This window comes from Herbivorax alkaliphila, assembly GCF_030848475.1.
Classification (GTDB): Bacteria; Bacillota; Clostridia; order Acetivibrionales; family Acetivibrionaceae; genus Herbivorax.
On the sequence record NZ_JAVDDS010000001.1, the window covers coordinates 123,576 to 150,563 of the forward strand.

20 protein-coding genes and 1 pseudogene are annotated in these 26,988 nt (G+C 30.3%); 6 read left to right on the plus strand and 15 right to left on the minus strand.

Annotated elements, in window-relative coordinates; translation table 11 throughout:
• Positions 1-16: 16 nt before the first annotated feature.
• From RBH29_RS00460 to RBH29_RS00530, 15 genes and pseudogenes are all read right to left on the minus strand, one after another.
• Complete coding sequence (locus RBH29_RS00460) at positions 17-3,208, minus strand: response regulator (RefSeq protein WP_306694307.1); 3,192 nt, start codon at positions 3,206-3,208, stop codon at positions 17-19.
• A gap of 16 nt (positions 3,209-3,224) precedes the next feature.
• Positions 3,225-5,903, minus strand: coding sequence for a chemotaxis protein CheA (locus tag RBH29_RS00465; protein WP_306694314.1), 2,679 nt, complete (start codon positions 5,901-5,903; stop codon positions 3,225-3,227).
• A gap of 25 nt (positions 5,904-5,928) precedes the next feature.
• Positions 5,929-6,735 carry a CheR family methyltransferase gene (locus tag RBH29_RS00470; RefSeq protein WP_306694315.1) on the minus strand — a complete coding sequence of 269 codons (807 nt, stop codon included), beginning with the start codon at positions 6,733-6,735 and terminating at the stop codon, positions 5,929-5,931.
• Positions 6,736-7,113: 378 nt separating this feature from the next.
• A pseudogene (locus RBH29_RS17825) lies at positions 7,114-7,458 on the minus strand (methyl-accepting chemotaxis protein); the annotation flags it as partial.
• Between the two features lie 1,276 nt (positions 7,459-8,734).
• Positions 8,735-9,223, minus strand: coding sequence for a chemotaxis protein CheW (locus tag RBH29_RS00480; protein ID WP_306694318.1), 489 nt, complete (start codon positions 9,221-9,223; stop codon positions 8,735-8,737).
• A gap of 4 nt (positions 9,224-9,227) precedes the next feature.
• Entirely contained in the window at positions 9,228-10,970 is a 1,743-nt protein-coding gene (locus tag RBH29_RS00485; protein WP_306694320.1) for a chemotaxis protein CheA, read from the minus strand.
• A gap of 100 nt (positions 10,971-11,070) precedes the next feature.
• On the minus strand, positions 11,071-12,123 hold the full coding sequence (locus tag RBH29_RS00490) for a protein-glutamate methylesterase/protein-glutamine glutaminase (RefSeq protein ID WP_306694321.1): 1,053 nt from the start codon (positions 12,121-12,123) through the stop codon (positions 11,071-11,073).
• On the minus strand, positions 12,101-12,580 hold the full coding sequence (locus RBH29_RS00495) for a chemotaxis protein CheD (protein WP_306694322.1): 480 nt from the start codon (positions 12,578-12,580) through the stop codon (positions 12,101-12,103). The genes RBH29_RS00490 and RBH29_RS00495 overlap by 23 nt, the downstream gene beginning before the upstream one ends.
• 88 nt (positions 12,581-12,668) lie before the next feature.
• On the minus strand, positions 12,669-13,082 hold the full coding sequence (locus tag RBH29_RS00500; RefSeq protein ID WP_306694323.1) for a response regulator: 414 nt from the start codon (positions 13,080-13,082) through the stop codon (positions 12,669-12,671).
• 13 nt (positions 13,083-13,095) lie between these two features.
• On the minus strand, positions 13,096-14,937 hold the full coding sequence (locus RBH29_RS00505; RefSeq protein WP_306694324.1) for an Hpt domain-containing protein: 1,842 nt from the start codon (positions 14,935-14,937) through the stop codon (positions 13,096-13,098).
• Between the two features lie 26 nt (positions 14,938-14,963).
• Entirely contained in the window at positions 14,964-15,437 is a 474-nt protein-coding gene (locus tag RBH29_RS00510; RefSeq protein WP_306694325.1) for a chemotaxis protein CheX, read from the minus strand.
• A 77-nt stretch (positions 15,438-15,514) separates the two neighbouring features.
• The gene (locus tag RBH29_RS00515; RefSeq protein ID WP_306694326.1) at positions 15,515-16,723 is read right to left on the minus strand and encodes a PAS domain-containing sensor histidine kinase; all 1,209 of its coding nucleotides are present in this window, start codon (positions 16,721-16,723) and stop codon (positions 15,515-15,517) included.
• Positions 16,724-16,942: 219 nt separating this feature from the next.
• Entirely contained in the window at positions 16,943-19,690 is a 2,748-nt protein-coding gene (locus RBH29_RS00520) for a histidine kinase N-terminal 7TM domain-containing protein (RefSeq protein WP_306694327.1), read from the minus strand.
• Positions 19,691-19,725: 35 nt separating this feature from the next.
• Complete coding sequence (locus RBH29_RS00525; protein WP_306694328.1) at positions 19,726-20,127, minus strand: response regulator; 402 nt, start codon at positions 20,125-20,127, stop codon at positions 19,726-19,728.
• 65 nt (positions 20,128-20,192) lie between these two features.
• The gene (locus RBH29_RS00530) at positions 20,193-20,546 is read right to left on the minus strand and encodes an Hpt domain-containing protein (RefSeq protein ID WP_306694329.1); all 354 of its coding nucleotides are present in this window, start codon (positions 20,544-20,546) and stop codon (positions 20,193-20,195) included.
• Positions 20,547-21,115: 569 nt separating this feature from the next.
• Here RBH29_RS00530 and RBH29_RS00535 point away from each other — a divergent pair.
• The 6 genes from RBH29_RS00535 (at position 21,116) to RBH29_RS00560 (ending at position 26,984) form a co-directional block, all read left to right on the plus strand.
• The gene (locus RBH29_RS00535; RefSeq protein ID WP_306694331.1) at positions 21,116-22,042 is read left to right on the plus strand and encodes an alpha/beta hydrolase family protein; all 927 of its coding nucleotides are present in this window, start codon (positions 21,116-21,118) and stop codon (positions 22,040-22,042) included.
• 233 nt (positions 22,043-22,275) lie between these two features.
• Positions 22,276-22,668, plus strand: a complete 393-nt coding sequence (locus tag RBH29_RS00540; RefSeq protein ID WP_306694333.1) for a secondary thiamine-phosphate synthase enzyme YjbQ — start codon at positions 22,276-22,278, stop codon at positions 22,666-22,668.
• A 4-nt stretch (positions 22,669-22,672) separates the two neighbouring features.
• Entirely contained in the window at positions 22,673-23,491 is an 819-nt protein-coding gene (locus RBH29_RS00545; protein ID WP_306694336.1) for a 5'-methylthioadenosine/S-adenosylhomocysteine nucleosidase family protein, read from the plus strand.
• Positions 23,463-24,533, plus strand: coding sequence for an SPL family radical SAM protein (locus tag RBH29_RS00550; protein ID WP_306694338.1), 1,071 nt, complete (start codon positions 23,463-23,465; stop codon positions 24,531-24,533). Before RBH29_RS00545 ends, RBH29_RS00550 begins: the two co-directional genes overlap by 29 nt.
• A complete protein-coding gene (locus tag RBH29_RS00555; protein ID WP_306694339.1) occupies positions 24,530-25,225 on the plus strand; it encodes an SDR family oxidoreductase in 696 nt (231 codons plus the stop codon). Before RBH29_RS00550 ends, RBH29_RS00555 begins: the two co-directional genes overlap by 4 nt.
• 55 nt (positions 25,226-25,280) lie before the next feature.
• Positions 25,281-26,984, plus strand: a complete 1,704-nt coding sequence (locus RBH29_RS00560; RefSeq protein WP_306694340.1) for a hypothetical protein — start codon at positions 25,281-25,283, stop codon at positions 26,982-26,984.
• Positions 26,985-26,988: the final 4 nt, after the last annotated feature.

Consider the following 26,988-nt stretch of genomic DNA (forward strand, 5'->3'; position numbering starts at 1 on the left):
ATAAAAACATAAGTTTTTATCTGCACCTATCATTTAAAGCTCCTAATATAAGCTTTATTTCAGTCAACAAATCAGAAAAATTTTCAAAATTTTCTTTACCCAATTCCTCCTCGGCTTTTTTAGCTTTTTCAACTATAGAATTTATTCTTAAGTTTCCTGCTGCACCTTTAAATTGATGTATCAATTTAGATGCTTTTTGTACGTTATTTTCCTTAATATTATGTTCAACGCTTCTAAAAATATCATTTAAAGAAGGCATACTTTCCCTAAAAAGCTGGCGCGCCGTTTCTCTGTCAAAACCTGTATTCTCTATAATCGCATCTATTATTCCATTACAACTATTATCACCATCATTTTCATCAGTATTTATAATATCACCTGATGAGTACTTATTTATAATTTCTGTTAACTTGTTTATATCTATAGGCTTACTGATATAATCATCCATTCCCGCTTCTCTACATTTTTCTTCATCACCTTTCATTGCATAGGCAGTTAAAGCCACTATATTGTTATGTTTATCTCCACTTTCACTTTTACGAATTCTCCTTGTTGCTTCATAACCATCCATAATAGGCATCTGACAATCCATAAACACTATATCATAATTTTTTTCAATGCACGCATTTACAGCTTCTTCTCCATTCATTGCTACATCACATGAAAGACCTTTTGATTTTAATAGTTTTATAAAAAACAATCTGTTTAGCTTATTGTCTTCTACCATCAGTATTTTTAATTTTTTATTAAACTCTGCTTCATTTAAAGTGTCTCTAGTTATAAATTTATCTTTACTTTCATTTTGTTTTTTCCCATCCAAAACCATTAATGAACATTCTAAAAAATCAATTCTTTTAAACGGCTTTGTAAGATATCCTGAAAAGCCTATCTCTTTTGCCTGTTTTCCTTCTCCCTTTTCAGCAAGAGAAGTCAGTAATATTAATGGAATATCTTTTGTAGAAGGTATTGCTTTTAAAGCTGTAGCCAAATCATATCCATTCATGTTTGGCATATTGTAATCAACAAATGCAATATTATAAATACATCCTCCAGATTTCACAAGCTTTCCTAAAGCTTCTGATGCACTTGAAGCTTCATCAACCATAGCACCTGCTTCTTCTAAATATATTCTTACTATATCTCTATTAATTTTATGGTCATCTACAACTAATGCCCTTATGCCTTTTAACTTTGAATAGTCAAAGCAACTATTTCCCTGTATTTCTTCTGATTTTTCCAATAATACAGTAAAAATAAAGGTTGTTCCTTTTCCCTCTACACTTTCAACATTTATATTTCCATCCATCATTTCTACAATAGATTTACATATAGAAAGCCCTAAGCCTGTTCCTCCATATACTCTTGTAGAAGTATTATCCGACTGGGTAAATGGCTTGAATAGTTCTTTGATGGTTTCTCTATTCATTCCTATACCAGTATCTTTTACTGTAATCACTAATTCATAACCATTTTCTAATGTGTTTTTCAATGCTACTTCTATAAATATTTCACCTTTTTGAGTAAACTTAATTGCATTACTAACAAGATTTATTAGTACCTGCTTAAGTCTTGTAGGATCTCCTGTTACATATAAAGGCACTTCAGATGTTATCAGCATATTTATTTCAAGTCCTTTTTCTTTTGCCTTTTCTACAAATGGAATTATCGAAGACTCTAGGGTGTTTACTAAATTAAAAGAAATACTTTCAAGGGCGATTTTTCCTGCCTCTATTTTTGATATATCTAAAATGTCATTTATCACTTGTAACAAAGTATCTGTAGATGCTTTAGCACATTTTAGGTATTCTATTTGCTCATCATTTAAATCTGAATTTTCAAGCAAATTAATAAAGCCAACTATTCCATTCATAGGAGTTCTTATTTCATGACTCATATTGGCTAAAAACTGGCTTTTAACTTTACTTGCCTTTTCTGCTTTTTCTTTTTCTAAAACAAGCTTTTCTTCAGCTGATACCTTTGTTTTTGCATCAGAAATTATGTTTGCCAATACCTTTAAGTTGTTAATCTCATTTTTGTTCCATGTTCTTTTATTTTTCACAGAATCAAAACCTAAAAATCCAATTACTTTTTCATTATCTGAAATGCTAACAGTTAAAATAGATTTTATTTCCTGTCTCTCAAACTCTTTTTTCTCCACCGAAGCTTCTTTGGGGAGCTCATTAATATCTGATATGCTCATAATTCCTGAGTGGATTATTTCACTTTTCCACCAAGGAAAAAAATCAATTTTAATATTTTTAAAAAAATCTTTTTGAGGTGTTACTCCTTCTCTACACCACTCATGTGTATCGGTTATAGTAGAATTATCTTCTGAAAAAAGAAATACATAAGTTCTGTCAACATCAAAAAATTCTCCCATCTGAGTTAACATATTCTTGATTTTTTCATTTAAATTAAAACTATTTACCTTTATGAAATCAGAAGAAATAATCGACACAATCTCCTGAAAGTTATTTTGAAATTCCAGTTCATTTTCATGTTCTATCCTTTTAGTTACATCTCGGGCAGCAGCATATATTAAAGAGCCTTTTGGTTGTGATCGCCATTCAATAAATTTATATCTTCCATCTTTTCCTTTGTAACGATTTACAAAGTTCACTACTTTTTGTTGTTTTCCCAGTTTGTCCATAGCTTTTAGGGTATCTTCAATATCATCAGGATGAACAAAATCTAGGAACTTTCTCTTTTCCAAATCTTTTTTACTATACCCAAGTATTCTTCCCCATTCTCTGTTTACTTTGTGAAAGTTTCCATTTGTATCAGCAATACAAAGCAAGTCTAGATTTATCTCAAAAAAGTTATCAAGTTCTTCAATTTTCTCCCTCTCATTTGATATGTCAATGAAAAAACTAACAAAATAATATTTTTCGGGACAAAAAACGGTTATTCTATAACACCTATTTAAAGCAATTGATTTTTTTTCAATTTCTTTTTTTCCTCCATTTAATGCTACGTCTCCGTAAAAAGATATCCAATCAAATTCACTTTTTTCTCTTATATCAGGAATTATATCGGTTACTTTTTTACCAATTGCATCAGTGCTTTTAATACCTGTAAATTTTTCAAACAAAGAATTAACCTCTAAAAATTCATAATCACATGGGTTTCCCGCATCATCACATATTATTCTATGATATGCATAAGCTACAGGCATTTTTTTTAAAACTTCAGAATATAAATCAGACATAATATAACACCTCTCTTTAAGAAGAAGAGTTATTTTCTCCCATCTTAAACAACTCTTCTACATCCAGTATTAATGAGACTTTTCCATCTCCTAAAATACTTGCTCCTGATGCAAATTTAAGATCTTTAAATTCTTCATTTAATGGTTTTGCAACCACTTCCTGCCTCCCTAAAACCTCGGATACAGGAAATGCTTTTAACTTTTGTTCAACTTCTAAAATTACCACCATTTCACTTTTTTTGTCCTCATCTTTTATATCGAATATTTCTTTAGAAGGTATTAGCCCTATTATTTCATCTCTTACATTTATAAATTCTCTTTTTCCCTTTACACTCACCCACTGGTCTTCTTCAGGCTTTAATAGATGTTTTATGTAAAGTGTTGGAATTATATAACGAATGCCTGCTACATCAACTATAGTTCCATTTATAACTGCAAGATTTATAGGAATTTTAAGAGTAAATATACACCCTTGTCCAGGATTATTTATAATATCAACTCTACCTCCTATTTTTGACATTTCTGTTTCCACTACATTCATACCAACTCCTCTTCCAGAAATGTTATTTGCTTCTTCTTTTGTGGAGAAACTTGGCATGAAAATAAATCTGTTTATCTCGTCTTGAGAATAATCCCGCTCATCATTAATTAAATTTTGTTCTTTTGCCTTATTATAAATCTTTTCAGTATCAAGTCCCTTTCCGTCATCCTTTATTTCTATGTATACACTTCCTCTTTTACTGCAAGCATCTACATATACTTTACCTTCTTCATTTTTGCCTTTTTGCTTTCTCTCTTCACTGCTTTCTAGTCCATGTGAAACTGCATTTCTCACAATATGCATAAGGGGATCAAATAATTTTTCAACTATACTCCGATCAACCTCTGTGTCTTCTCCTGATACAATGATATCAACCTTTTTCTCCAATTCTACTCCAGTATCTCTTCCAATCCTCATTAACTTTTGAAATGTCGGCCTTAAAGATACCATTCTAAGTGACATTGAAAGCCCCTGTACGTCTTTTATTGTTTTAGACATTCTAGATAAGTTATTCATAAATTGACTGTGAATGCTCATTTGTTCTTTTGCATCTCTCTCAAGTATAGAATAAAAAACCAACATTTCACCTAATAAATCAACAAGATTATCTATCTTTTTAACTGGTATTTTCATAAATTTATTACTTTCCAAAACAGTACCTTTATTTTTTTTACCTTTATCTTCTTGACTGTTTATCGACTCAATTATATCTTTAGGGGCAACCTTTTTTTCTTTTACAGCAACCTGACCAAATTTTAAATCTGTATAGTTTTCTTTTTGTTTTTTCAAAAGTTCCTCTAAATCAGACTCTTTAAGCTTTCCTCTTTCAATAAGAATTTCTCCAAGTTTTTTTTCTTCATATTCTCCTTTTTCTTTTTTATCATATTGTTTTATGTGCTCACTGTACTTTTTTAAAAACTCTTCGTCTTTTATTAGATTCTCATTTTTACATAAATTAAGAATCATATCTGCTGATGCAAGTATCAAACTAACTAATTGATTGTCTGCCTGAATTTCTTCTTTTAAATGCATATCTAAAACTTTTTCTGCTTTTGAAGAAATTTCAGATATTTCTAAATGTCCTAAAAAGGCTGAAAGCCCTTTTATAGTATGAAAACTTCTGAAAAGAATATAAATTATATCTTCATTGTCCTGATTTTTGTCAATTAAAACTGCATTAATATTTATTTTTTCAATTTGTTCAACAATGCTTTCTTTTATATCTTTATCAAATTCTTTTTCAATTTCTATAAACTTGTGTGTATCTTCTCCTATTATATCATTTACCATAGAGTCTTCTATTGTTTTATGCTGGTTTGCAGTACAGACTTTATCCTTTACACTTACTAGTTTAAAGGAACTTCCACCTTTCGATTTTTTTTCTTTATCTAAAGTCTCTATGCAAATATTTTTCACTTCTTGTAGCGTTTCAAGTTTTTCTAAAATTTCATCTTTTTTAAGCTTAGAAACAATAATAGCTTTAATTGTATTTTCTTCTATTACAAAATCTTCTTTTTTAGCTTCCTCTTCATCAGGCCTTCTAGGAAGAGATGATATTATTTCTCCTATACTTTCAATTTCACGAAATGTCAGCAACACTCTTACTGTTTTAAACATACAATCATCAACTAATGAAATATTTAAATTGTAGGCACTATAACCTTCTGAAAAATAACTCTTAACTCTATCAGCATTTTCTTTATCTAGTTCTAGAAATTCTTTTTTATCTTTATCGTCTGTTTTTTCTTCTACTGGCTGCTTTACTTCTTCCTGTCTTTCTTCTATTATTTTATGAAGTTTTGCTAAAATGCTATCAGAGTTTATTTCCTCTTCTGAACCTGTCCTAGTTATTGAGTCAAGACTGTTTTCAAGAAAATCATGACAGACAAATAAAAGTTCTATTACTTTCCTGTCTGCTTCTATTTTCCCCCCTCTTATATCATGAAGTATATCTTCCATATCATGTGTAAGTTTTTCCATCTTTTCAAATCCCATAGCAGCTGAAGAGCCTTTTATTGTATGTGCAGCACGAAAAAGCTGGTCAATTAAATCTTGGTCATAAGGATTTTTTTCTAGGCTTAAAAGTGCAATATCCAGCGCCTCAAGATGTTCCTTTGTTTCTTCAATATATATTTCCATCAATTCTTCATTCATAAATTCACTTCCTTTCAAAAACTGCCTATTTAATATATATAGTAGGCTTTAAATATTGAAATTTATGCTTTTTTCCTGTAAGACTTTCTGAATGACCAATAAAAAGAATTCCACCTGGTACAAGCACATCATAAAATTTATCTATAAGTCTTTGTTGAACTTTCGAGTCAAAATATATCATTACATTTCTACAGAAGATTAAGTCAAAAGACTTTTTAAAAGGAAAATCATCCATAAGATTAAATAACCTGAATGTAACAAGTCTTCTTATTGTTTCAGACGCTTTCCATCCTCTTTCACATTTTTTAAAATATTTAAGTAGATAATATTTGTCAATATTGTTTTTTATTGTAGAGGAATAAACTCCTTCTATAGCCTGTTTTAATACATTTGAATTAATATCAGTTCCTAAAATCTTTATGTTTAACCCCTGTAAAAAATGTTCTAAAAGAACTATTGAAAGGGTATATGCTTCTTCCCCAGTAGAGCATCCTGCACTCCATACTCTTATTTCATTATTTCTCCTTATTCTTTTGTTTTTGTCAATAATAAAATCTTCACTGCTCTTTATAAACTCAAAATGATTGTTTTCTCGAAAAAAATCAGTTTTGTTTACTGTAATTTCGTTTGAAAATTCAAACAAACTCTCTTTATCATATCCCTGAGTGAGGATCCTGAAATACTCTTCATAGGACTCGCATCTGCTTTTTACAATCAGTTTTAAAAGCTTAGACTGTAGCATCTCTTTTTTGTCCTGGCTTATATTTATTCCAAATTTATCATATATAAAGTTTCTGTATTTCAGGAACGTACCGTCACTCAAGTATCTCATTTATTTTATCTCTCCTTAAAAGTCGTCTTTATCTTCTTCTAGTGGAATAACATCATCTGGGTTTACAATATGGGTTTTTGAATTGTCTGAGCTTTTACTTTTGTTATTATCTCTAGACAATTTTTTTGTGCTTTTTTCTTCTATCATTTTCTTTGGAGCATGACTTGACAGTTTTTTAGTTCTCATGTTTGAACCTGTGCTGCTACCTTCTACAAGTGCCAATAATTGATTTACCATCTCATCTAAGTTTTCTGCCTGTGCACTCAATTCTTCTGAAGATGATGCACTCTCCTCTGCACTAGCAGCATTTTCCTGAGTGGCTTTTTCCATCTGGTTTATTGCCTTGTTTATTTGTCCTATTCCCTGAGTTTGTTCCTGACTTGCAGCTGCAATCTCATCCATAAGTTCATTTACTTTTTTAGATTGGAGCGTTATTTCTGATAATGATTCTCCTACCTTTTTGGCAACTTCTGCACCTTTGTGAGACATGTTAATATTGTTTTCAATTATCGAAGCAGTGTCTTTTGCTGCCTGTGCACTTCTTTGAGCAAGGTTCCTCACTTCTTCTGCAACTACTGCAAAACCCATTCCTGCATCACCTGCTCTTGCTGCTTCTACTGCTGCATTAAGTGCTAATATATTTGTCTGAAAAGCTATTTCATCAATTACTTTTATTATTTTTCCAATTTCATCGCTGGATTTTTTAATCTCTTCCATAGAACTCATCATTTCATTCATTTCACTATTTCCTTTATAAGAAGCATCTTTAGCTTTTTCTGACAACATAGCTGCCTGCTTTGTATTTTCAGTGTTTTGCTGCACCATAGATGCCGATTGCTCTAGCGTAGAGGATGTCTCTTGAATTGATGAAGCCTGTTCTGCATTTGCCTCAGCTAACTGCTGACTTGAACTGGATAATTGCTCTGATGCTGCAGTAACCTGCTCAGCTCCTTGGGACATGCCATCTACAATTCTATTTATTGGTTTTGTGATGCTTGAAATTATAAACAGGCTAAGTATAATCCCTGCTATCAACGCAATAATAAGTCCTATTATCACAACAGTGGTTGAAGTTCCAAGACTTCTTGCATTTTCTAAGGATCTGTCTTCCACATATGCTATTCCAGCATCCATATTTTCTGCTGACAGTGCCACAGCTCTTAGACCTGTGTCTGTCCTTGCATTATTTACTCTATCCATTTCAGCCCAATTGTCTTGAAGCCTTTGCATACCTGCTCTGTAATCGTCTGCCGAATTTCTTATATCAGTTACTTGTCTCTGGTTATCAGCATTGTCTAGTGTAGGTTCTATTTCATTTAAAATAGAATGCACTGAATCAAAATTTCGTATTCCTTCATCGATATAAGCATCATTATGTGTTATTTGAAATCTTTCATTTGAAATTCTTATATCGTTTGCCGTATCTAATACATCGTTCATTCTGTATATTTGCCAGACCCTTTCATTTAGTGCTGAATGACTTGCGTCTGAAGCTATTTCTCTTTCCATGTCTTCATTCATATTATCTAAAAACTCATCTACATTTGAAACAAGTACTACTGCTGACGAATCTAGCTCGCTTATTATTCCTTCCAAATCATCGTTTAGCTCTAAAGTCTCATCCATTAGGCCTTCATACTCTGATATATATATTTCAATTTCTTCAATATTGTTTTCAAAATCTCCTAAGTTTTCTGAATTTGAAGCCAGCTCTTTTCCTTCTTCGATGTATCCCTTAACATTTTCAAGATATACCAAAGAACTATCATAAAAGCTTCTGTCTCCGTCAAAAGCATAACCTCTCATCTCGTACATAAGCATTAGAATATTTTCTTCTATTTCTGCTGAAATTGCAACTTCCGGTACATATTCTTCTGCTAGAATTGTAGATTGAACTCTCGTATTGTTCATATTTATTGAAGCTACCACTCCAAGAACAATCATAATTAAAATAACAATACCAAATCCTGCTGCTATTTTGTAGCTTAGTCGTAAATTTTTAAACATTTTGAATCGCCTCCTGTTTTTCATTTAGTATTACTAAATCTTCATTTCCTAGAACTTTTTCAATTTCTAAAAGAAGTATGACTTTTTCTTTCACCTTGCCTATACCTGTTAAAAAACCTTCTTCCGCTCTTGAGTCATATTGGGGAGGTGGTTCAATTTCTCCTTTTTGAATATTTACCACCTCTGAAACAGTATCAACTATTATTCCCATAAGCCTTGAAGTACCTGCCAAAGAAACTTCAACAACTATTATGCATGTCCTTTGGTTGTATTCCATCTCTTTCATTCCAAACTTAAGGCGCAAGTCCAAAACAGGTATTATCTTTCCTCTAAGGTTAATTACACCTCTTATAAATTCTGGAGTTTTTGGAATAGCTGTTATATCCATGATACCTATAATCTCTTTAACTCTGTGAATGGATATACCATATTCCTCATCTTCAAGTAAAAAGGATAAGAATTTCCCTCCATCTTGTTCCATAGCTTTAACCTCCATTTCTAAATATAGATTCAACATCAACGATAAATGATGCTCTGCCGTCTTCTAAAATTGATGCTCCCATTACAAAAGATGGATTATAATATACATTGTCTAGGCTTTTAACTGCTAGCTTCCTTCTCTCATCAATTCCTTCCACAGCAATAGCTCTTTTTTCCCTTCTTATTTGCAGTAACAAAATACATAAATCACCCTCTTCTTTTTTTTCTTTTAGTCCAAATATCTTTTCTCGTGGCAGTAAAGGGATAATTTCCTCTTTGACTTTAACCATGTTCTTATTTCCCTGTTGTTTTATCCATGAATATTCCCCCCATTTAAGCACTTTTTTTAGGTATGTGGTAGGAATTATAAATTTTTCTTTATCAATATTTACAACTACACCATCTAAAACTGCAAGATTTAAAGGAGTTTTGACAACAAATGTACACCCTTTTCCTGGATTGTTATGTATCTCTACTTTTCCTCCTATTTTAGCTATTTCAGTTTTTACCACATCAAGCCCAACACCTCTTCCTGAAATACTGTTTACAGATTCTGATGTTGAAAAACCTGGCATAAATAAAAAGTCAAGTATTTCCTCATTGCTATATTCAATATCAGGATTTACAAGTTTTTTATTTATGGCTTTTTTTAAAACTTTTTCTAGATTTATTCCTCCTCCATCATCAGATATTTCTATATAGACACTTTCACTTTTTGTATATGCTTCAATGTTTACAGTTCCACATTCATCTTTCCCCTTTTCTATCCTCTCTTCTTTTGACTCTATTCCATGGGATATAGAGTTTTTAACTATATGCATAAGAGGATCAGTTATTTTTTCTGCAAGATCTCTTTCCATTTCAGTATTTTCACCTGTTACTTTAAGATGGATATTTTTGCCTAATTCTTTTATAGTCTCATCTGCAACTTTTTTCAATTTATTAAAATTTGCTTTTAGCGGAACCATCCCTAGGGACATTATTAGATTTTGCATATTTATAGTGGCTTTTGACATTTCCATAAATTCTTTAAAAAAATTTTCATTTGTTTCAACTCTATTTTCCATCTCTCTCTCTAATACTGACTGGGTAATAATAATTTCTCCCATTAATTCAGATAGAAAGTCAATATCTTCAGGCATAACTTTTAAATACTCTACACAATTTGTATTTTTATTCTCACTTAAGTCTTTAGACACATTTTTTTTATTATTTTCTTTTCTTTTTTTTAATTTTTCATTATCACTTTGCTGTTTTTTTAATCCATCAGCCTCTTTATTTTTGGTGCTCTTTTGCAAAAGATTATTTACTTCACTTTGTTTTAAATATAATTTTTCAAAAAGTTCTTCAACTGTTTTTATAAATATATTATTATCTACTACTTTATTGTCTCTGCAAATGGAAACTATTTTATCTGCCGCCATAAGAATTATATCTATACAGCCCTTTTGTGGCACAACTTTTATATTTTTTAGCAAGTCTAAAAGAGTCTCTGTTTTATGTGCTATCTCGGCTATCAATGACTGATTTATAAATCCTGCAAGTCCTTTTATACTGTGAAAGGATCTAAATAAGTCATCTATTAATTCAATTTTTTCCTTGCTCTTATCTATTTTAAGACAAATATTTTCTATGTTTTCAACATGTTCTGAAACTTCAATAATCACTTCATCATACAATTCTAGTATTTCATCTTGCGATTTTTCCTTTTCAGAATTGGTGAAAACTTCTCTATTTTGCTCACTCATAATAAAGGTCACTTCCTTAATTGGTATTTGTGATACAATTTATTATTTTAAGAATCATTAAGCAATGGCTAAGTAACAGACTAATGAACCTTTAAGATTTTTATACCTTGTCCATTATTATTTTAGAAATTTTATAAAGAGGTGCCGATATATGTATAGCCCCAATTTCTGAAGCTTCTCTCGGCATTCCATAGACAACACAACTTTTCTCATCCTGTCCTATTGTATAGGCGCCTGCTTTCTTCATTTCTAAAAGTCCTTTTGCACCATCTTTTCCCATTCCCGTAAGTATTGTTCCCACTGCATTTTGTCCTGCATATCTTGCAACTGATGAAAACAAAACTTCCACAGAAGGTCTCTGATGATAGACTAGAGGGCCATCTTTAACTTCTACATAATATACAGCTCCACTTCTTTTCAAAACCATATGCTTGTTACCTGGTGCTAAAAGAGCTTTTCCTGGAGTTACTCTCTCCATATGTTCAGCTTCCTTTACTTCCACACTGCAAATATTATCAAGTCTTTGGGCAAAAGACTTTGTGAAATTTTGTGGCATATGCTGTACTATAAGTATTGGAGGCATTTGCCCTGGAAATCTTGTCAATACGTCTTTTATTGCCTCTGTTCCACCTGTAGAAGCACCTATCGCTATAATTTTATTGGTTGTCTTTATCATTGCCTTAGAGTGAACTTTCTTTGAAACATTAACTTCTTTTGAAGTATTTGCTGAAAACCTCTTTACTAAAGAGGCTGATTTAATTTTATCTATCAACTGCTCACTCATATCTTTTACTGTATATGAAGAGCCAGGTTTTGCCATAACATCAACAGCACCAACCTCAAGAGCTTTCATGGCAACTTCTCCGCCTTTTTCTCCAAGAGAACTTACAATTATAACAGGCATCGGAAAGTGCTTCATAAGTTTTTCTAAAAAAGTTATACCATCCATTTTAGGCATTTCAACATCTAAAAGTAACACATCTGGCTTTAACTGTACTATCTTATCTCTTGCAATATAAGGATCTGGGGCAGTACCTACAACTTTAATATTTTTTTCTTTTGATAATTCTTTTGTAAGTATTTTTCTTACCATTGCAGAATCATCAACAATTAATACTTTAATGTCATTATCAGTTGTTTTTATACCAATCACTACCTCTCACCTCTATTCCCTTATAAACAAGTATTTCGCCCGTCTTATTATTAAATATAACTTTTCTTCCTGTTTGACCACCTACATCTCGAGTTGCTATTTTAATTTTGCTTTTCTTTAATATGTCTTCTGCAATTTTGCAATTTTCTTCACCTATAACTGGACTCAATAGTGGATTGTATCCTCCACCAACTATATGTGCAACTATATTTGATACATTCGCCCCCATATTTTTCATAAGCTTTATCATGTAGGGTGTTGCTATGTTGCCATATTTTGCAGTTCTTTTCTCTTTGTCTGTTCTAGGATATACGTAATGATTCATTCCTCCAAATTTCTCCTTTTCGTCCCAAAGGCAAACAGAAATACAGGAGCCCAAAACAGTATTTATTTTATATTCTTCTTTGCTCACAAATATATGTCCGGGCTGTAGAAAAAAGTTTGATGCATCATTCATATTTTAAACACCTTCTATCATATATCAGGTTTATTTTCTATATAATTAAATGACTCAATATAATCAATTACAAGGATTTTCAAAAAAATCACTCCTTAAAAGAATTGTTTTTTATCAACCCCAAATCATCCAATACCTCTATCATCTTTTTTCGTTCTACAGGCTTTGGCAAATACGCTTCACATTGCTCTAAAAAAGCAGTCTTTATGTTTTCAATGTCTCTTAGTGCTGTTACCATAACAGTTTTTACAGCATCTAAACCTTTTAAACCAGCCTCTTTTTCATATTCTCGTATTTTTTTCAACAGTTCTTGACCATCCATTTCTGGCATCATTATGTCAATAAAAACAACATCATAAGGCTCTCCTTCTTCAAATGCCTCTTTAAACTCTTCTAATGCTTCAATACCATTCACTGAAGTATGGCATCTTCCATAAGACATTAACATTCTTTTTAAAAATCTTCTGCTGGCAAAATCATCTTCAGCTATAAGAATTCTCATATAATCTCCTCCATTACATATTTATAATATTTTCTACTTCAACTACAGGCGCTATTTTTCCATTTTCAACAATAGATGCTTTTGATGCAAAATCAAGATTTTCAAAACCCTTTCCCAATTCTTTTACCGAAAACTCTTTTTTTTCTTTTACATCGTCAACAATTAATGCTCTTTTTTTTCCCTCAAATTCAAGTATTATCGAAGTAAAACTAGGCTCATTTAAAACTTCCATGTCAAAAACATCTTTTACAGACAATATATCAATAACTTCTTCATTTATTTTTAAAGAATTAATGTTTCCTTTTATTTTTACAATTTGTTCTTTGCCAATTCTCACTATTTTTTTTATGTATATAGCAGGAATAATAAAACTCATATTTTTAATCTGTACTGTCATTCCATCAACTACCATCGTTTCATCTGGTATTCTAATTAAAATAGACTTATTATTCCCTCCATTACTTTGATATCTGATTTTTCCTCCAACATCTACAAGCTCATATGAAAATTCTTTTATAATATTCTTTATGTAATTGTCTTCATCTCCATAATAATTTATTTCAACTGTAATGGTCTCATAATCTCTATTAATAAAAATATTTAAATCTGTTCTATCCTCTATGCAGTTTAATTCAATAAGGTTTTCAAAAACTTTATTTAAAACCATTCTTGTCTTTTCAATCTTAGATCTATCAATAAGTGTATCTTCTCCTTCAACTTTTATATTTATTTTTTTTTGCTCATTGTACGCTAGGCTTTTCATTTTTTTAACAGCTTCTTTTGTTATATCTTTAAATGATGTTTTTTTAAGTCTGGTTCCTTTGTTTTGCATATTTCTAATCAGCTTTCCATACCTTGAAAGATTTGATCTTATTTTATCTCCTGGCAAAAAACTTTTTTCCGCCTGTTCCATTAGAAAAGACTGCAAAACAAAAATATCACTTAAAGTTAACATTAATTTTTCTAATCTGTCATAGGGAATCCTCATAGAAATACCAATATTTTGTTCGGACTTTTTTGAACCTTCATTTATTTTAAAATCATCTATTTTAATTTTTTGAATTTTTTCCTCTAATTTTTCACAATTTTCTTCAACGCTTTTTTCTGATTCCTCAAAATTTTTATTTTCGATTGTTTCTTTTATTAATTCACAACAATTCAAAAGAGTTTCAACGATATCTTTTTCTATTAGAGTATCTGACTTTATTATCCTGTCTATGAATTTTTCTACTTTATACATAAATTTTTTTACACATTTCATATTTATAAATCCAGCATAACTTCTTAAGACATGAAAATCTTTGAAAATCTCAGATAATTCTTCACTTCTTCCACTTTTATTTTCAATTGATGGTATTTCAGATTTAAGTTTAAATAATTGGCTTTTCATTTCACTTATAAATAATTCAGTCATTTCATCATCAATCTCAAAAATTTCATCATATTGAATTGATTCTCTATTTTCAGATTTTTTAATTACATTATTTAGTCTAATTATTATTTTATCAAAATTTAATTCACTGTCTTCTTCTCCATTATCTCTTATGTAATTAAATGCCTTGTTTAAAAAATCATGACACACAAATAAAATTTCAATCATATTTTCATCTATCTTTTTCTTCTCATCTCTTATAAACTGAAGAGCATTTTCCATATTGTGTGTAAGATCTGCCATTTTTGAATATTCCATGGATGATGATGAACCCTTCATAGAATGAGCAATTCTAAAAAGACTATTTATTATATCTATATTATCTGGCTGTTCTTCAATAGTTTCTAAAAGATTTAGCATAGATTCTATCTGCTCTTTAGTCTCTTCAACAAAAATAGAAAATAATTGATTATTAGCATCCATAATTAATATTCACCTCACTTTTAAAGCTATTCTTCACTATATGATATATTTAATTCTACTTTTTCTTTTTCATTTTCATTAAAGATAAATGGAATTGTTATAATAGCCATTTTATCAAAGGATATTTCCATTTTTTCTCCTATTAAAACACTTGGAGGTCCTATATCTATAAACAGTCCTTTTTGAGACAATTGAGTCCCACAATTTCCCATGACCATATTTCCCAACTCTGCTAGGGCACTTTTGCCCATATCATCAAGTTCATTAACTTCAAGTCCACACATCATTGCCGATGCTATTTTACATGCAAATTCTCCGTTAAGGGTAAGAACAGCATGACCTCGTATAGAGCCTAAAAGAGTAATCATAATTGCTACGTTATCACTGTAATAAGGATTATCTCTTTTATACGCTTTTTTTACTTGTATATCAAATCCTGTGATGCTTTCTAAAAGACTTTTTCCCGCTTCAGATATTATATCTATATACTCTTCCTTCATTTTTAACTCTCCATTCATAATTAATATTTGTTTTAAAATACTTCGTTTTATTTTATCGTCAAAAATTACTGAGTTATTTAATTTTTTTCTTCTTCAAATTTAATATTAAAAGAAAATTTACTTCCTTCGCCTTTTTTGCTCTCAACGAATATATCTCCTCCCATTTTTTTTATTATATACTTTGAAATGTTTAACCCCATCCCCGCACCACTATATTTACGAGTATACGATCCATCTACTTGAGTAAATCTTTCAAATAGTTTTTCTAAATCTTTTTTTTCAATACCAATTCCCGTATCCTCAATATCAAAAAATAAATATTTTTCACCATTACATTTTTCCGCTTTTACTTCTAGACTAATACTTCCTTCAGGGGTAAATTTAAAAGCATTATTTAATAGACTATCTATAACCTTTTTTAATCTAGTTCTATCTGTAAATATCTTATCAGGCACATTCTCGCTGACAAAACAATTAAATTCTATTTCCTTTTCTACTGCAATAGGTGTGTATATATTTTCAATATCTGAAATCAAACTTCTAATTTCAAATATAGTCTTTGACAATTTCATTTCTCCAGCTTTCATTTTTGAAAAATCAAATAAATCGTCTACTATTTTCAAAAGCTTATCTACACAATTTTGGGCAATTTCAATATTTAATCTTTGTTCATCTTCAAGCTTTCCAACCAGTGTCAATTCAATCATTCCTGTAATTCCGTTAAGAGGAGTCCTTATTTCATGGCTCATATTATCGAGAAATCTATTTCTTTCTATGATAGATTCTTCTGCTTCTTCTTTTGCTTCTTTAAGTTTTTTAGTTGTATCTAAAAGAATTCTACTCTTCTTTTTGCTAATTGTAATATCATCAACAACAAGCAAATAAACTATTTCGTTATTATAAATAACTTGAGCAATATTTATTTTTAAAGTTTTTAAAGCAGTTTTTTTTTGAGTTAATATTTTATACTCAACTTCTATATTTTTACGTTCCCTGCCTGTATCAATAACCTTTTCAATGTTCTTTCTTATAATACAATTGCAACATTCTTCGCTATATCCACAACCTTTTTCAAAACTATTTATACATCCCATTCCCTCACCAAATTTTTTTCCAACAATTTCTTTGTATTTTTTTTTATTAATACTGATAATTCCATAGTTTATATCAATTATTCTAGTTTCTTTGTCAACAATCATCATACCAACAGGTGCTGATTCAAATATAGTTTTAATAGTGTTTTGTTTTTTGTTCTCATTGTAGTCATTACACGGCTTATCAATCATAAAAGTTTTTTCGCCTCCTTAAAAGGAAAACTTTTCTTTGAGAATGTTAAGCATATCCTTTTTATAATCTATCAATTGTTATTTTTTGTCTTGCCCTTTTTATGTTAATGATTCTTTTTGTACTATTTTTATCGTTATATTTCAAAATTTACTTTAGGCTTTTATTGCTATTTAATTACTTCTTTTTGAATTAAATTTCTTTAGATTACAAGTTCAAAATCATATCCATTTTTTAATTACATTTTCTAAATTATCTTTTTTTATGGGTTTTGCTAGGTAATCATCCATTCCAAATTGGAGGCACTTTTCTCTGTCTCCTTCAAGAGCATTTGCTGTCATTGCAATTATAGGTGTTTTAATGTTCAAACTGTTTCCTTTAATGGTTTTTGCCCCAGTATAACCATCCATAACAGGCATTTGACAGTCCATTAATATTAAATTATATTCTTTACTTTGACACATCTCTACAGCTTCTTTTCCATTAACAGCTGTCTCACATTCAAACCCCATTTTTTTTATAATAATTGCAGTCAGTTTTCTATTTGCAGCAATATCTTCAACTAGCAATATGCACTTATTTTTTTTAAATTCGTCTTTCCCAACATTAGTGATAAGATTATTATTTAAATCTTTATGCTGGTTACATGCAACAGTGTCTATTACATCTGCAAGTTCCTGACCTTTTGAAGATTTTGGGACATGTTCAGAAAAACCTTTTTCAAGGGGTAAATTAAACCTGAATTTTGTTCCTGAACTTTCCTTGCTTTCAACAGAAATTTTCCCCTCCATAAGCTCGATAATTCCTCTTGAAATTGCCAAACCCAATCCAGTACCACCATACTTTCTAGTAGTAGAACTATCGCCCTGGGTAAAGGGCTTAAAAAGATTGTCTAACACCTCCTTAGGCATACCAATTCCAGTGTCTGAAACTTCAAATTTTAAATCAACTTTTTTATATGTTTCTTCTGTTTTCTCAACTAAAACAACTATCTCACCTTTCTCAGTAAACTTAACTGCATTTGCTAAAAGATTGTTTAACACCTGTTTTAGTCTTTGAGGATCTCCTTTAACTTCAGAAGGAACCTCTTCTCTTATATCTGAATAGACCTTTATACCCTTTTTATTTGCTTTTGGAGAAATAAGGGATATAGAATTCTTTACCACTCTATGAATATTAAAATTTATGCTTTCAAGATCAACTTTTCCAGCTTCAATTTTTGAAAAGTCCAACACATTATCAATTAAATATAACAGTGAATCTGAGGCATTTCTCATTTCACAAAGATAGTCCAACTGCTCCTTATTTAAAGAAGTTTGAGATAAAAGCTCTGCAAAACCAACTATACCATTTAAAGGTGTCCTTATTTCATGAGACATATTGGCTAAGAAAAAGCTTTTGGCAACATTTGCTGCCTCTGCTGCTAATTTTTCTTCCTCCAGTTCCTTTTCTACCATACCCCTTTCAATTGCCCTTGATATTGAATCTATAAAAGATTTAAAAACAAACTTTTCAGCTAAAGTCCATATTCTTTTTTCCCGACAACTTTTAAAGGCTGCAAACCCCCAAAACTCATCATTAACAAACAATGGTAAGAAAAATACAGTCAATATGTTTTGAGACATAAACATTTCTTTTATTTTTTTGTTTTCAATATCATAAACTAATTTATTAAATTCTTTTGCTTTTTTCATTGGATCAATTAGATAAGAAAATTCTTTAAAAGAAATTTTATTTAAAAAATTTTTGTCTATTTTTTCTTCAGCACTCCAATGAAAAATTCTATATGCAGCATTTTCTCCTGATTTATTATTGTACTTATTTTCATAAAGACAAATAATATCAATATCTGCCGCATCTCCTATCATTTCAAGTGCCTTATATATAGACTCTCTGTAATTGCTGCCATGTAAAAGAATGCTTGTGGCTTTGGTTGTAGCTGATAATATAGTGTCCATCTTTTTTAATGCATTTTCACTTATTTTTTTATCAGTTATATCAAACATAGTTACAAACCATCCTGTTATTATGTTTTCTTTTTCAACATAATAAACATGAACTCCATACCATTTATTACCAAGACTAATTTCAAATAATTCATTAGCATGCTTTTTAAGTTTTGATTTAAGCTGATTCCAAAAAACAATAACTTTTTTTGCATCCATTTCTTCTACATTAGAGTCTATTCTCATTGCTTTTTTTGCTGAAGGATTTATTCCTGCAATTTTATATTTTTCATCAATTAATATAATTCCCTCTTCCATATTTTCATGAATTGTTTCTACAATAGCCATTTTCCTTTGAAAAAAACCTCTTATAATGGCCAAGGAAAAACATAAGCATGTGAATGAAAAAGCAGCAGGTGAATAATCAAAGTCTAACACTCTTATTAAATACAAAAAGTTAACAATTAAAGGGGCGAAAACTCCTGGAAGTACAAGATAAAATTCACGGGGACTTTTCTTTTTGTTTAACTCAAAAAAAATAAAAATACACCCTATAAGGGTTAATAAATATCCATACACTAGATTTGTATAATATCCGAAACTTCTTTCATATTTATAAAACTCGATTCCATTAATGGTATCGAATAAATATATATCTGACCAAAAAATCCAGTGATGTTCATTTAAAAATACTAAACTCAAAGTTAGTATTGGAATTATATTTAAAATTATAATAAATTTTTTTGTGATAAATTTATGCTTTTTTGAGTATTCTAATGAAAAGAGAAACCAAGCAACTGGTGCAAAGACAACTCCTATATACATAAGCCTTGCAAAAATAAAATTCATTGAATCTGGTTTATACACTTCAAAAATCGAAAAAAAAGACCATATAGAAATAAAAAACATTAACCTGATAAAATTAGTATATTTTTTGTCTCTGTCAAATCCTCTTCTAATAATCCACATAAGCATTATTGACATAATAATAGAGACAGACGTTAATGTAACAAAAGTTTCCAAATAATCCCTCCAAGGATACTCTTTTTAGAATTTATCTAATTTTCCTTGCTTTGAACCTGTTTTTCAAATATTGATTTGATTTTGGTGGATAATTCTTTTGCATCTATAGGTTTTCTTAAATAAGCTTCTACACCTAAGTTTTTTGCTTGTTTTACATTATCTAAATCTGCATATTGAGTTAAAACCAATACATTAATATCGTTATATCTGCTTGTATTTTTAAGCTTCGATATTAAATCAAATCCATGTTCATTATTAAGATTAAGATCCATTATTATTAAATCTGCTTTTTTTCCATATTCTTCGATAGAATTAAACATTCCAAACTCACTTCCAGCAATTCTAACTGTCATTCCCTGTTTTTCTAAAATAGCTTTTACTTCTCTTCTTATAGATGCGGAATCATCTACTACTACAGCGACTTTTCCATGAAACATTTTTTCACCTCTTCATTAGAAATATTTGCTCAATTCTTTTTTTGTAAAAAATACTAATAATTAAGCTATTTATTTTCAAAGTATAAGTTTATTTCCTGAGATGCTATTTCTATATATTTTATTAATTCTTCGATTTGAAAATCACTTTTTGTTTTTTCTTCGTTTTTAAGCTTTTCATCAAGTTCCTTTGCAATATCATATATTTCATAAGCTTTGTAACTTCCTGATATACCCTTTATGTTGTGAATTGTCTTTTTCATCATTTGATTGTTATCATGGAAAAAATAATATTGGAGTTTTTCCTTTTCTTCCAAAACTTCTTCTAAAAACACTTCATACAACTCTTTCATTGTTTCTCTATCTATACCTGCATCGTCTATAAAGGAATCAAAATCTATAGTTTTTTTAGAATAAATCATTTTTTTTCCTCCTTTATACTATTTGGATTTTTTTGACAGGAAGCATTTGGTTTAATAATCTACCAGTCTAGCCTCACTAATCTTACTATAAATATATCGGTCAACAAACCACATTTATTAACAAGATATCAATATTATATTTAGCATCAAATTCTATGTGCTATTTTCCAAAATCATTTACTTGACATAATATATGCTGTATAATATATGTGTAAGTGCTTTTTTTATCGACTTCACCGTAAGACAATTCTAGAAGGTAGGTGATATAAAGCAAGGTCTTATTAAAATTCATCAAGGCGTACCAACTATCCTTGTGGAGATTCTACATTAAGTATCTCTGTCAAGCAAGAATCCTTCTTCTTGTAAGGAGAGGAGACTCTCAATTTACTCTCATGCAAACTGCTTCTAAGTTGCAAACATTCTTAGCAAAAATCTTTCGCATTATAAACCTCTAAGTATGTAACGATTTTATCTTCTTTAAAATCCACTTAAAGTGTTTAACCTATTTAAAAATACAATATAGCAAATGTGTAGAATTGCACTAGAATTTTTTGGGAGGGTTATATGTTATGAAAAGAAAAATTATCAAAATACTGGTTCTAACTGTAATTGCGACAATGGTATTGGGTTCTGTTTCGGTATTTGCCCAAGCTGATTTTTCGGAAAGCGGTCAATACAGAACCACAACAATGAGAACAAGAAATCATACAATCTATTATCCACAAGATTTGGGCAGTGACGGATTAAAACATCCTATCATTGCTTGGGGAAACGGAACAGGAGCAAGAACTTCAACCTATAGCGGCATATTAAATCATCTTGCGTCTTATGGATTTGTTGTTGTAGCTGCAAATACTAGTTCAGCTGGAAGTGGAAGAGAAATGATTGAGGGAATAGATTTAATGATTTCTGAAAATGAAGACTCAGGAAGTATCTTTTACAATAAACTAGATACAAATGCAATAGGTGTAACTGGACATTCTCAAGGTGGAATAGGTGCAGTTAGTGCATCTCTAAGAGACTCTCGAATAGTTTGTTCACTTCCTATCATGGGCACTAAAACACGAGTCGGGACAATTAACACCCCTACATTTGCACTTGCTGGCTCAACTGATAGAATTGTAACGCCTCGTATGGTAAGATCCATTTATACTAGTTGCTCGGATACAGCTATATACGCCGAGCTTAGGAGAACTGGTCATATGGCACCTGCAGGTCGTTCTCCTTCAAGAGATATTCTTAATTATTCAGTAGCATGGTTTAAATATTACTTAATGAACGATTCTACACAACACAGTACTTTCTTTGAAAGCAGAAGTGGCATACAAGCCGATTCTAGCTGGACAAATATTCAAATCAAAAATGCTCCATCAAAACCTGATAACGTAATTGATGACTCTGATTCTGGTTCTGACCCTGATTCTGACTCTGATTCTGACTCAGGCAGAAGAACTTCAAGATATTTAAGGTTTTGGTATTATTTAAGGAACCGTTAATTATAATAATTTAAAAACTAATATAAATGCCACATCATATTGTCTGATGTGGCATTTATATTAGTTTTTTCTTTTTATAAATTTGGCTCATGACAAAATATGGAGGAAGCATTTCTGAAATATTTTCTTCACAGTTAATATATACACCAATATAAATTCCTATGCTTAAAAAAACAATTTATATGTGGTATGATATATATTAACTTTTAAACTTACATGGGAGGTGTTAAATTATGGATAAATTAAATGTTTCAACACATAAACAAACCCAAATGATTGATATTACTGGTAAAATACAGGGTTTTGTTGATAAAAGCAATATAAAATCAGGTATATGTACAATATTTGTACCTCATACCACAGCAGCAGTTACAATAAATGAAAATGCAGACCCTGATGTCGTACATGATATTTTGATGGAAACAGACAAGGTAATTCCATTAAAAGATGGATACCTTCACATGGAGGGTAATTCTGCAGCTCATATAAAGGCAAGCCTTTTTGGCTTTTCAGAACAAGTAATTATTGAAAATGGAAAGCTTGTTCTTGGCACATGGCAGGGTATATATTTCTGCGAATTTGACGGTGCACGCCAAAGACAGGCATATGTCAAAATAACCGGGTGATGATATGATTTTTATAGTTACTGCACTTATGATAGAAGCTGAGCCCTTGATTAAGCATTTTAAATTAAAAAAAGATATGAATGTGCATGCATTTCCAGTATACAAAAACTGCCACATTGTGCTAATAATAAGTGGCATAGGAAAAATAAAAAGTGCAATGGCAACAATGCATTTATTATCAATATATAAAACTACTTCAAAAGATGTGCTACTAAATGTTGGTTTTTGTGGTACAGGCAATACAGAATATAGCCTTGGAACGCTTATAGCAGCAAATAAAATAACTGACATGGATACCAAAAAAGATTACTATCCAGATGTCTTTATAAATAAGAATCTTCCTTTTACTGCCCTTTGCTGCTATTCTAAGCCTGTAAAAGATGTGAAAAAAGATATTTTTTGTGACATGGAATCGGCAGGAATTATGGAAGCTGGCCAAAAATTTTATTATGCACATCAGGTGATACTATTAAAGATTATTTCAGACTACTTAAGTCCAGAAAATCTTAATAAAGACAAGCTTAAAAGTTTTGTCAAAATGAATTTGCCATTGATTGAACTAATAATACAAAAAGCAGCAAGGCTAAATAATTCATTTAAAGGTGTTTCTTTAGATGAAAATGAAGTAACTATTTTGAACACTGTTTCTCAAAATTTAAGATTTTCTAAGGTTATGGAGAAAACACTTTATAAAGATATGATAAAAGCTAAAATTAAAGATATTGATATTTATAATAAAATTAATTTATTTTCAAAAACAACAGTTAACTCCAAAAGAGAGGGGAAGAAGATTTTTGAAGAAATCCGACAAAAACTTAAGTAACACCACAGAACCAAAACAAATGGATAACAAATATTTAGATAAACAACCTACAAAAAAGCACATGTTTAATGCAATCTATGTTGAAGAAGCTGCACTTAAATATCCTATTGCACAGCATATTCTTAAAAAGTACTCTCACCATACAATAATTCCAATAAAACACTATAAGGATGTTTTTAATAGAACCAACCAGCTCTTTTCTATTCAAAAACATAATCAAGCTTTAATTCTTGCCGTTAAGGATAAGCCATTTTTATATAAAGGTCCGGAAGTATGCCAGGATTTTGGTCATTCTAATTTTTATTATACTTCCTTTTTACTAAACTGCATTTTTGACTGTAAATACTGTTACCTTCAGGGAATGTATCCTTCAGCTAATATAGTGGCTTTTGTAAATACAGAGGATTTTAAAAATGAAATATCTGATATGATTTCAAAAAAACCGATTTTTTTAGCTACATCTTACGACACTGATTTAATTGGATTTCACAACATAATTCCCTACATGGACTATTTTTATGATTTTTTTAAAGAAAAAAAGAATCTTACAGTTGAAATACGTACTAAAAGTGGAAACCAAACTTTTTATAAAAATTATTCTTCCTTAGATAATTTAATAGTAGCATTTACTCTTTCACCAAAAGAAATTATAGAAAAATATGAAAAAAATACTCCACCTTTAGAATCTAGGCTTAAAGCAGTCAATACAGCAGTTGAAAGAGGATTTAAGGTACGGATATGTTTAGACCCTATATTTATAAGTAATGAATTTGATAATTTGTATAAACATTTTTATCAAAATGTTTTTTCTAGTATTGATGCTGACAAAATAGTTGACGTAGGATTTGGTTTTTTTAGAATATCTAAAGAATTTTATAAAAGGATTGAAAAACAACCTATGTGCCCGGATATATTTTTAGATGATTTTTGTCAGATAGAAGATGTAATTACTTACTCAGAAAAGCTTCAAAATAAGAGTAAATTAATGCACTTTGAAATATTAAAAAAATATATAAGTGAGGAGAGGATATTTACACTATGAAAACTGCAATTCTTACAGGTTCTTCAAAAGGAATAGGACATGCCCTACTAAAAAAACTGCTTTCTCTTGACTATAAAGTATATGGACTTTCTAGAACTTTTCAAAGTCCACAAAAAAACTTTATTCCTGTTACATGTGATTTGTTAAATACCGATAACCTTGTAGAAACTATTAAGTCTATAGAAAGTAAAGAAGCAAAAAAAATTCATCTTTTAATAAACAATGCAGGGGTAGGTTTTTTTGGTCCTCATGAAGAAATAAATGTTACGAATATTCAAACCATGCTTCGCACAAATTTAGAGGTTCCATTAATTTTATCTCATCTTCTTTTAAGAACTCTAAAAAAAACTAAAGGGAGAATTGTTTCTGTTTCTTCTGTAACAGCAAAAAAAGTAAGCACCCATGGATGTGCCTACAGTTCTTCAAAAGCAGGGCTATCTCATTTTCATACAAGTCTTTTTGAAGAAGTTAGAAAAGCTGGTGTAAAAGTTACAACAATTCACCCTGATATGACTAAAAGCAACTTTTATGACAATTTAAACTTCACATATGAAGATGGAGAAGATACAGTTTTATTTGAAGAACAAATAGCAGATGCTCTAGAATATGTTCTTACAGCTTCTGAAAATTTAGTTGTAAATAACATAACACTTAGACCACAAAAAAACAGAATAAAACGAAAAAACAAGTAATGGCTTGTGGCAAAAGTACGTATATCTAAAAATAATCTAAATGGAGGAATAAATAATGAAATATGATAATTTTGAAACTGCCATTTATTTCACCGTGTATGACCTGTTGGATGTAGAAGCTGTTTCTAAAGTTGAAGACTTTCTAAACTTTGTAGAAAAGCACATAAAGGTAAGTAAAGTGTATTTAGAAACTTTCAGGTGCAGCCAGGACATAGGAAAGGAGAAAATCGAGAAATTTAAGAGGTTTTTCCATGAAAAAGGGATCAAAACCTCTGGTGGAATTACAACCTCGGTAATGGGCACCCATGACTGGGAGTTTAAATCTTTATGTTATACAAATCCAGAGCATCTTAATCAGCTTGAAAAGATAGTTGAGTTTACTGCTAAGATGTTTGATGAAATTATCCTTGACGACTTTTACTTTACAAATTGCAAATGTCCTTCATGTATTAAAGCCAAAGGAAATAAGAGCTGGTCTGAATTTAGAACAGAACTTATGAAAACAGTTTCTCAAAATATAGTTTTAAATACTGCTAGAAAAGTTAATCCTGAAATTAATACAATAATTAAATTTCCCAACTGGTACGACAACTATCAAGCCACTGGCTATAATTTAAAAGAACAATTTAAACAATTTGATATGCTCTATACTGGAACTGAAACACGAAACCCAGATTTCACTCAACAGGCATTACAAAGATACACAGGCTATTTTTTAATGAGATACCTTGAAAATGTAAAACCAAATAATAATTTAGGCGGCTGGTTTGATGGATTTGACTGTATGTACAATATAGGTTCTTATGTTGAACAGGCTTATATGACACTTTTTGCCAAAGCTAAGGAAGTTACTTTATTCTGTGCTGGAACACTAATGTCAGAACAAAAAATATTAATACCTGTTATAGGGCACGTTTTTAATGAGCTTGATAAGTTTCTTGACAAATTAGGTTCCCCTATTGGTCTTAAATGTTACAAACCTTTTAACTCATCTGGTGAAGATTACATTCATGGATATTTAGGTATGTTGGGAATACCTTTAGAACCAGATGCTAAATTTGATACAAAAGCATCAACAATTTTGCTCACTGAAAGTGCAAAAAAAGATAATAAAATAGTTGATAAAATAAAAACAAGTTTAAATAACGGCAACAACGTTATCATTACTTCAGGATTACTTAAAGAATTGCCTTCACAGAATATTGAAAGTATTATAGAGTTAGAAGCTACTTCTAAAAAATCCCTTGTAAATCAATTTGCCTGCAATATGCAAAAATGTGCCTTTAAAAATTACTATCAATCTAATAAAAAAGTGCTTATTCCACAAATAAATTTCAACACCAATGATTGCTGGCAAATAATTGTTGGCATGGGGGAAAGCAAAAATTTTCCCATACTCTTAGAAGCTGAATATGGAAAGGGTACTTTGTATGTACTCGCTGTACCTGATAATTTTGGAGATTTTTATAATCTTCCTGATGACGTGTTAAATAAAATACGTGAAATTTTATTATCTGATTTATATGTAAGAATTGAAGGTCCTTCAAAAATAGGATTGTTTGTATATGATAATAACACATTTATAATTGAATCATTTTTGCAATTTAACAGCGATATAAAAATTGTGATAAACAGAGAAGATGCCCATCTTGTTAATTATTCCGACAATAAAGACTTGAACGGTACAAATGTATATGGAAAAACTGTTTTTACAGTAGATTTAGAACCTGCATCTTACAAAGTTTTTAAATTGAACTAAAAGT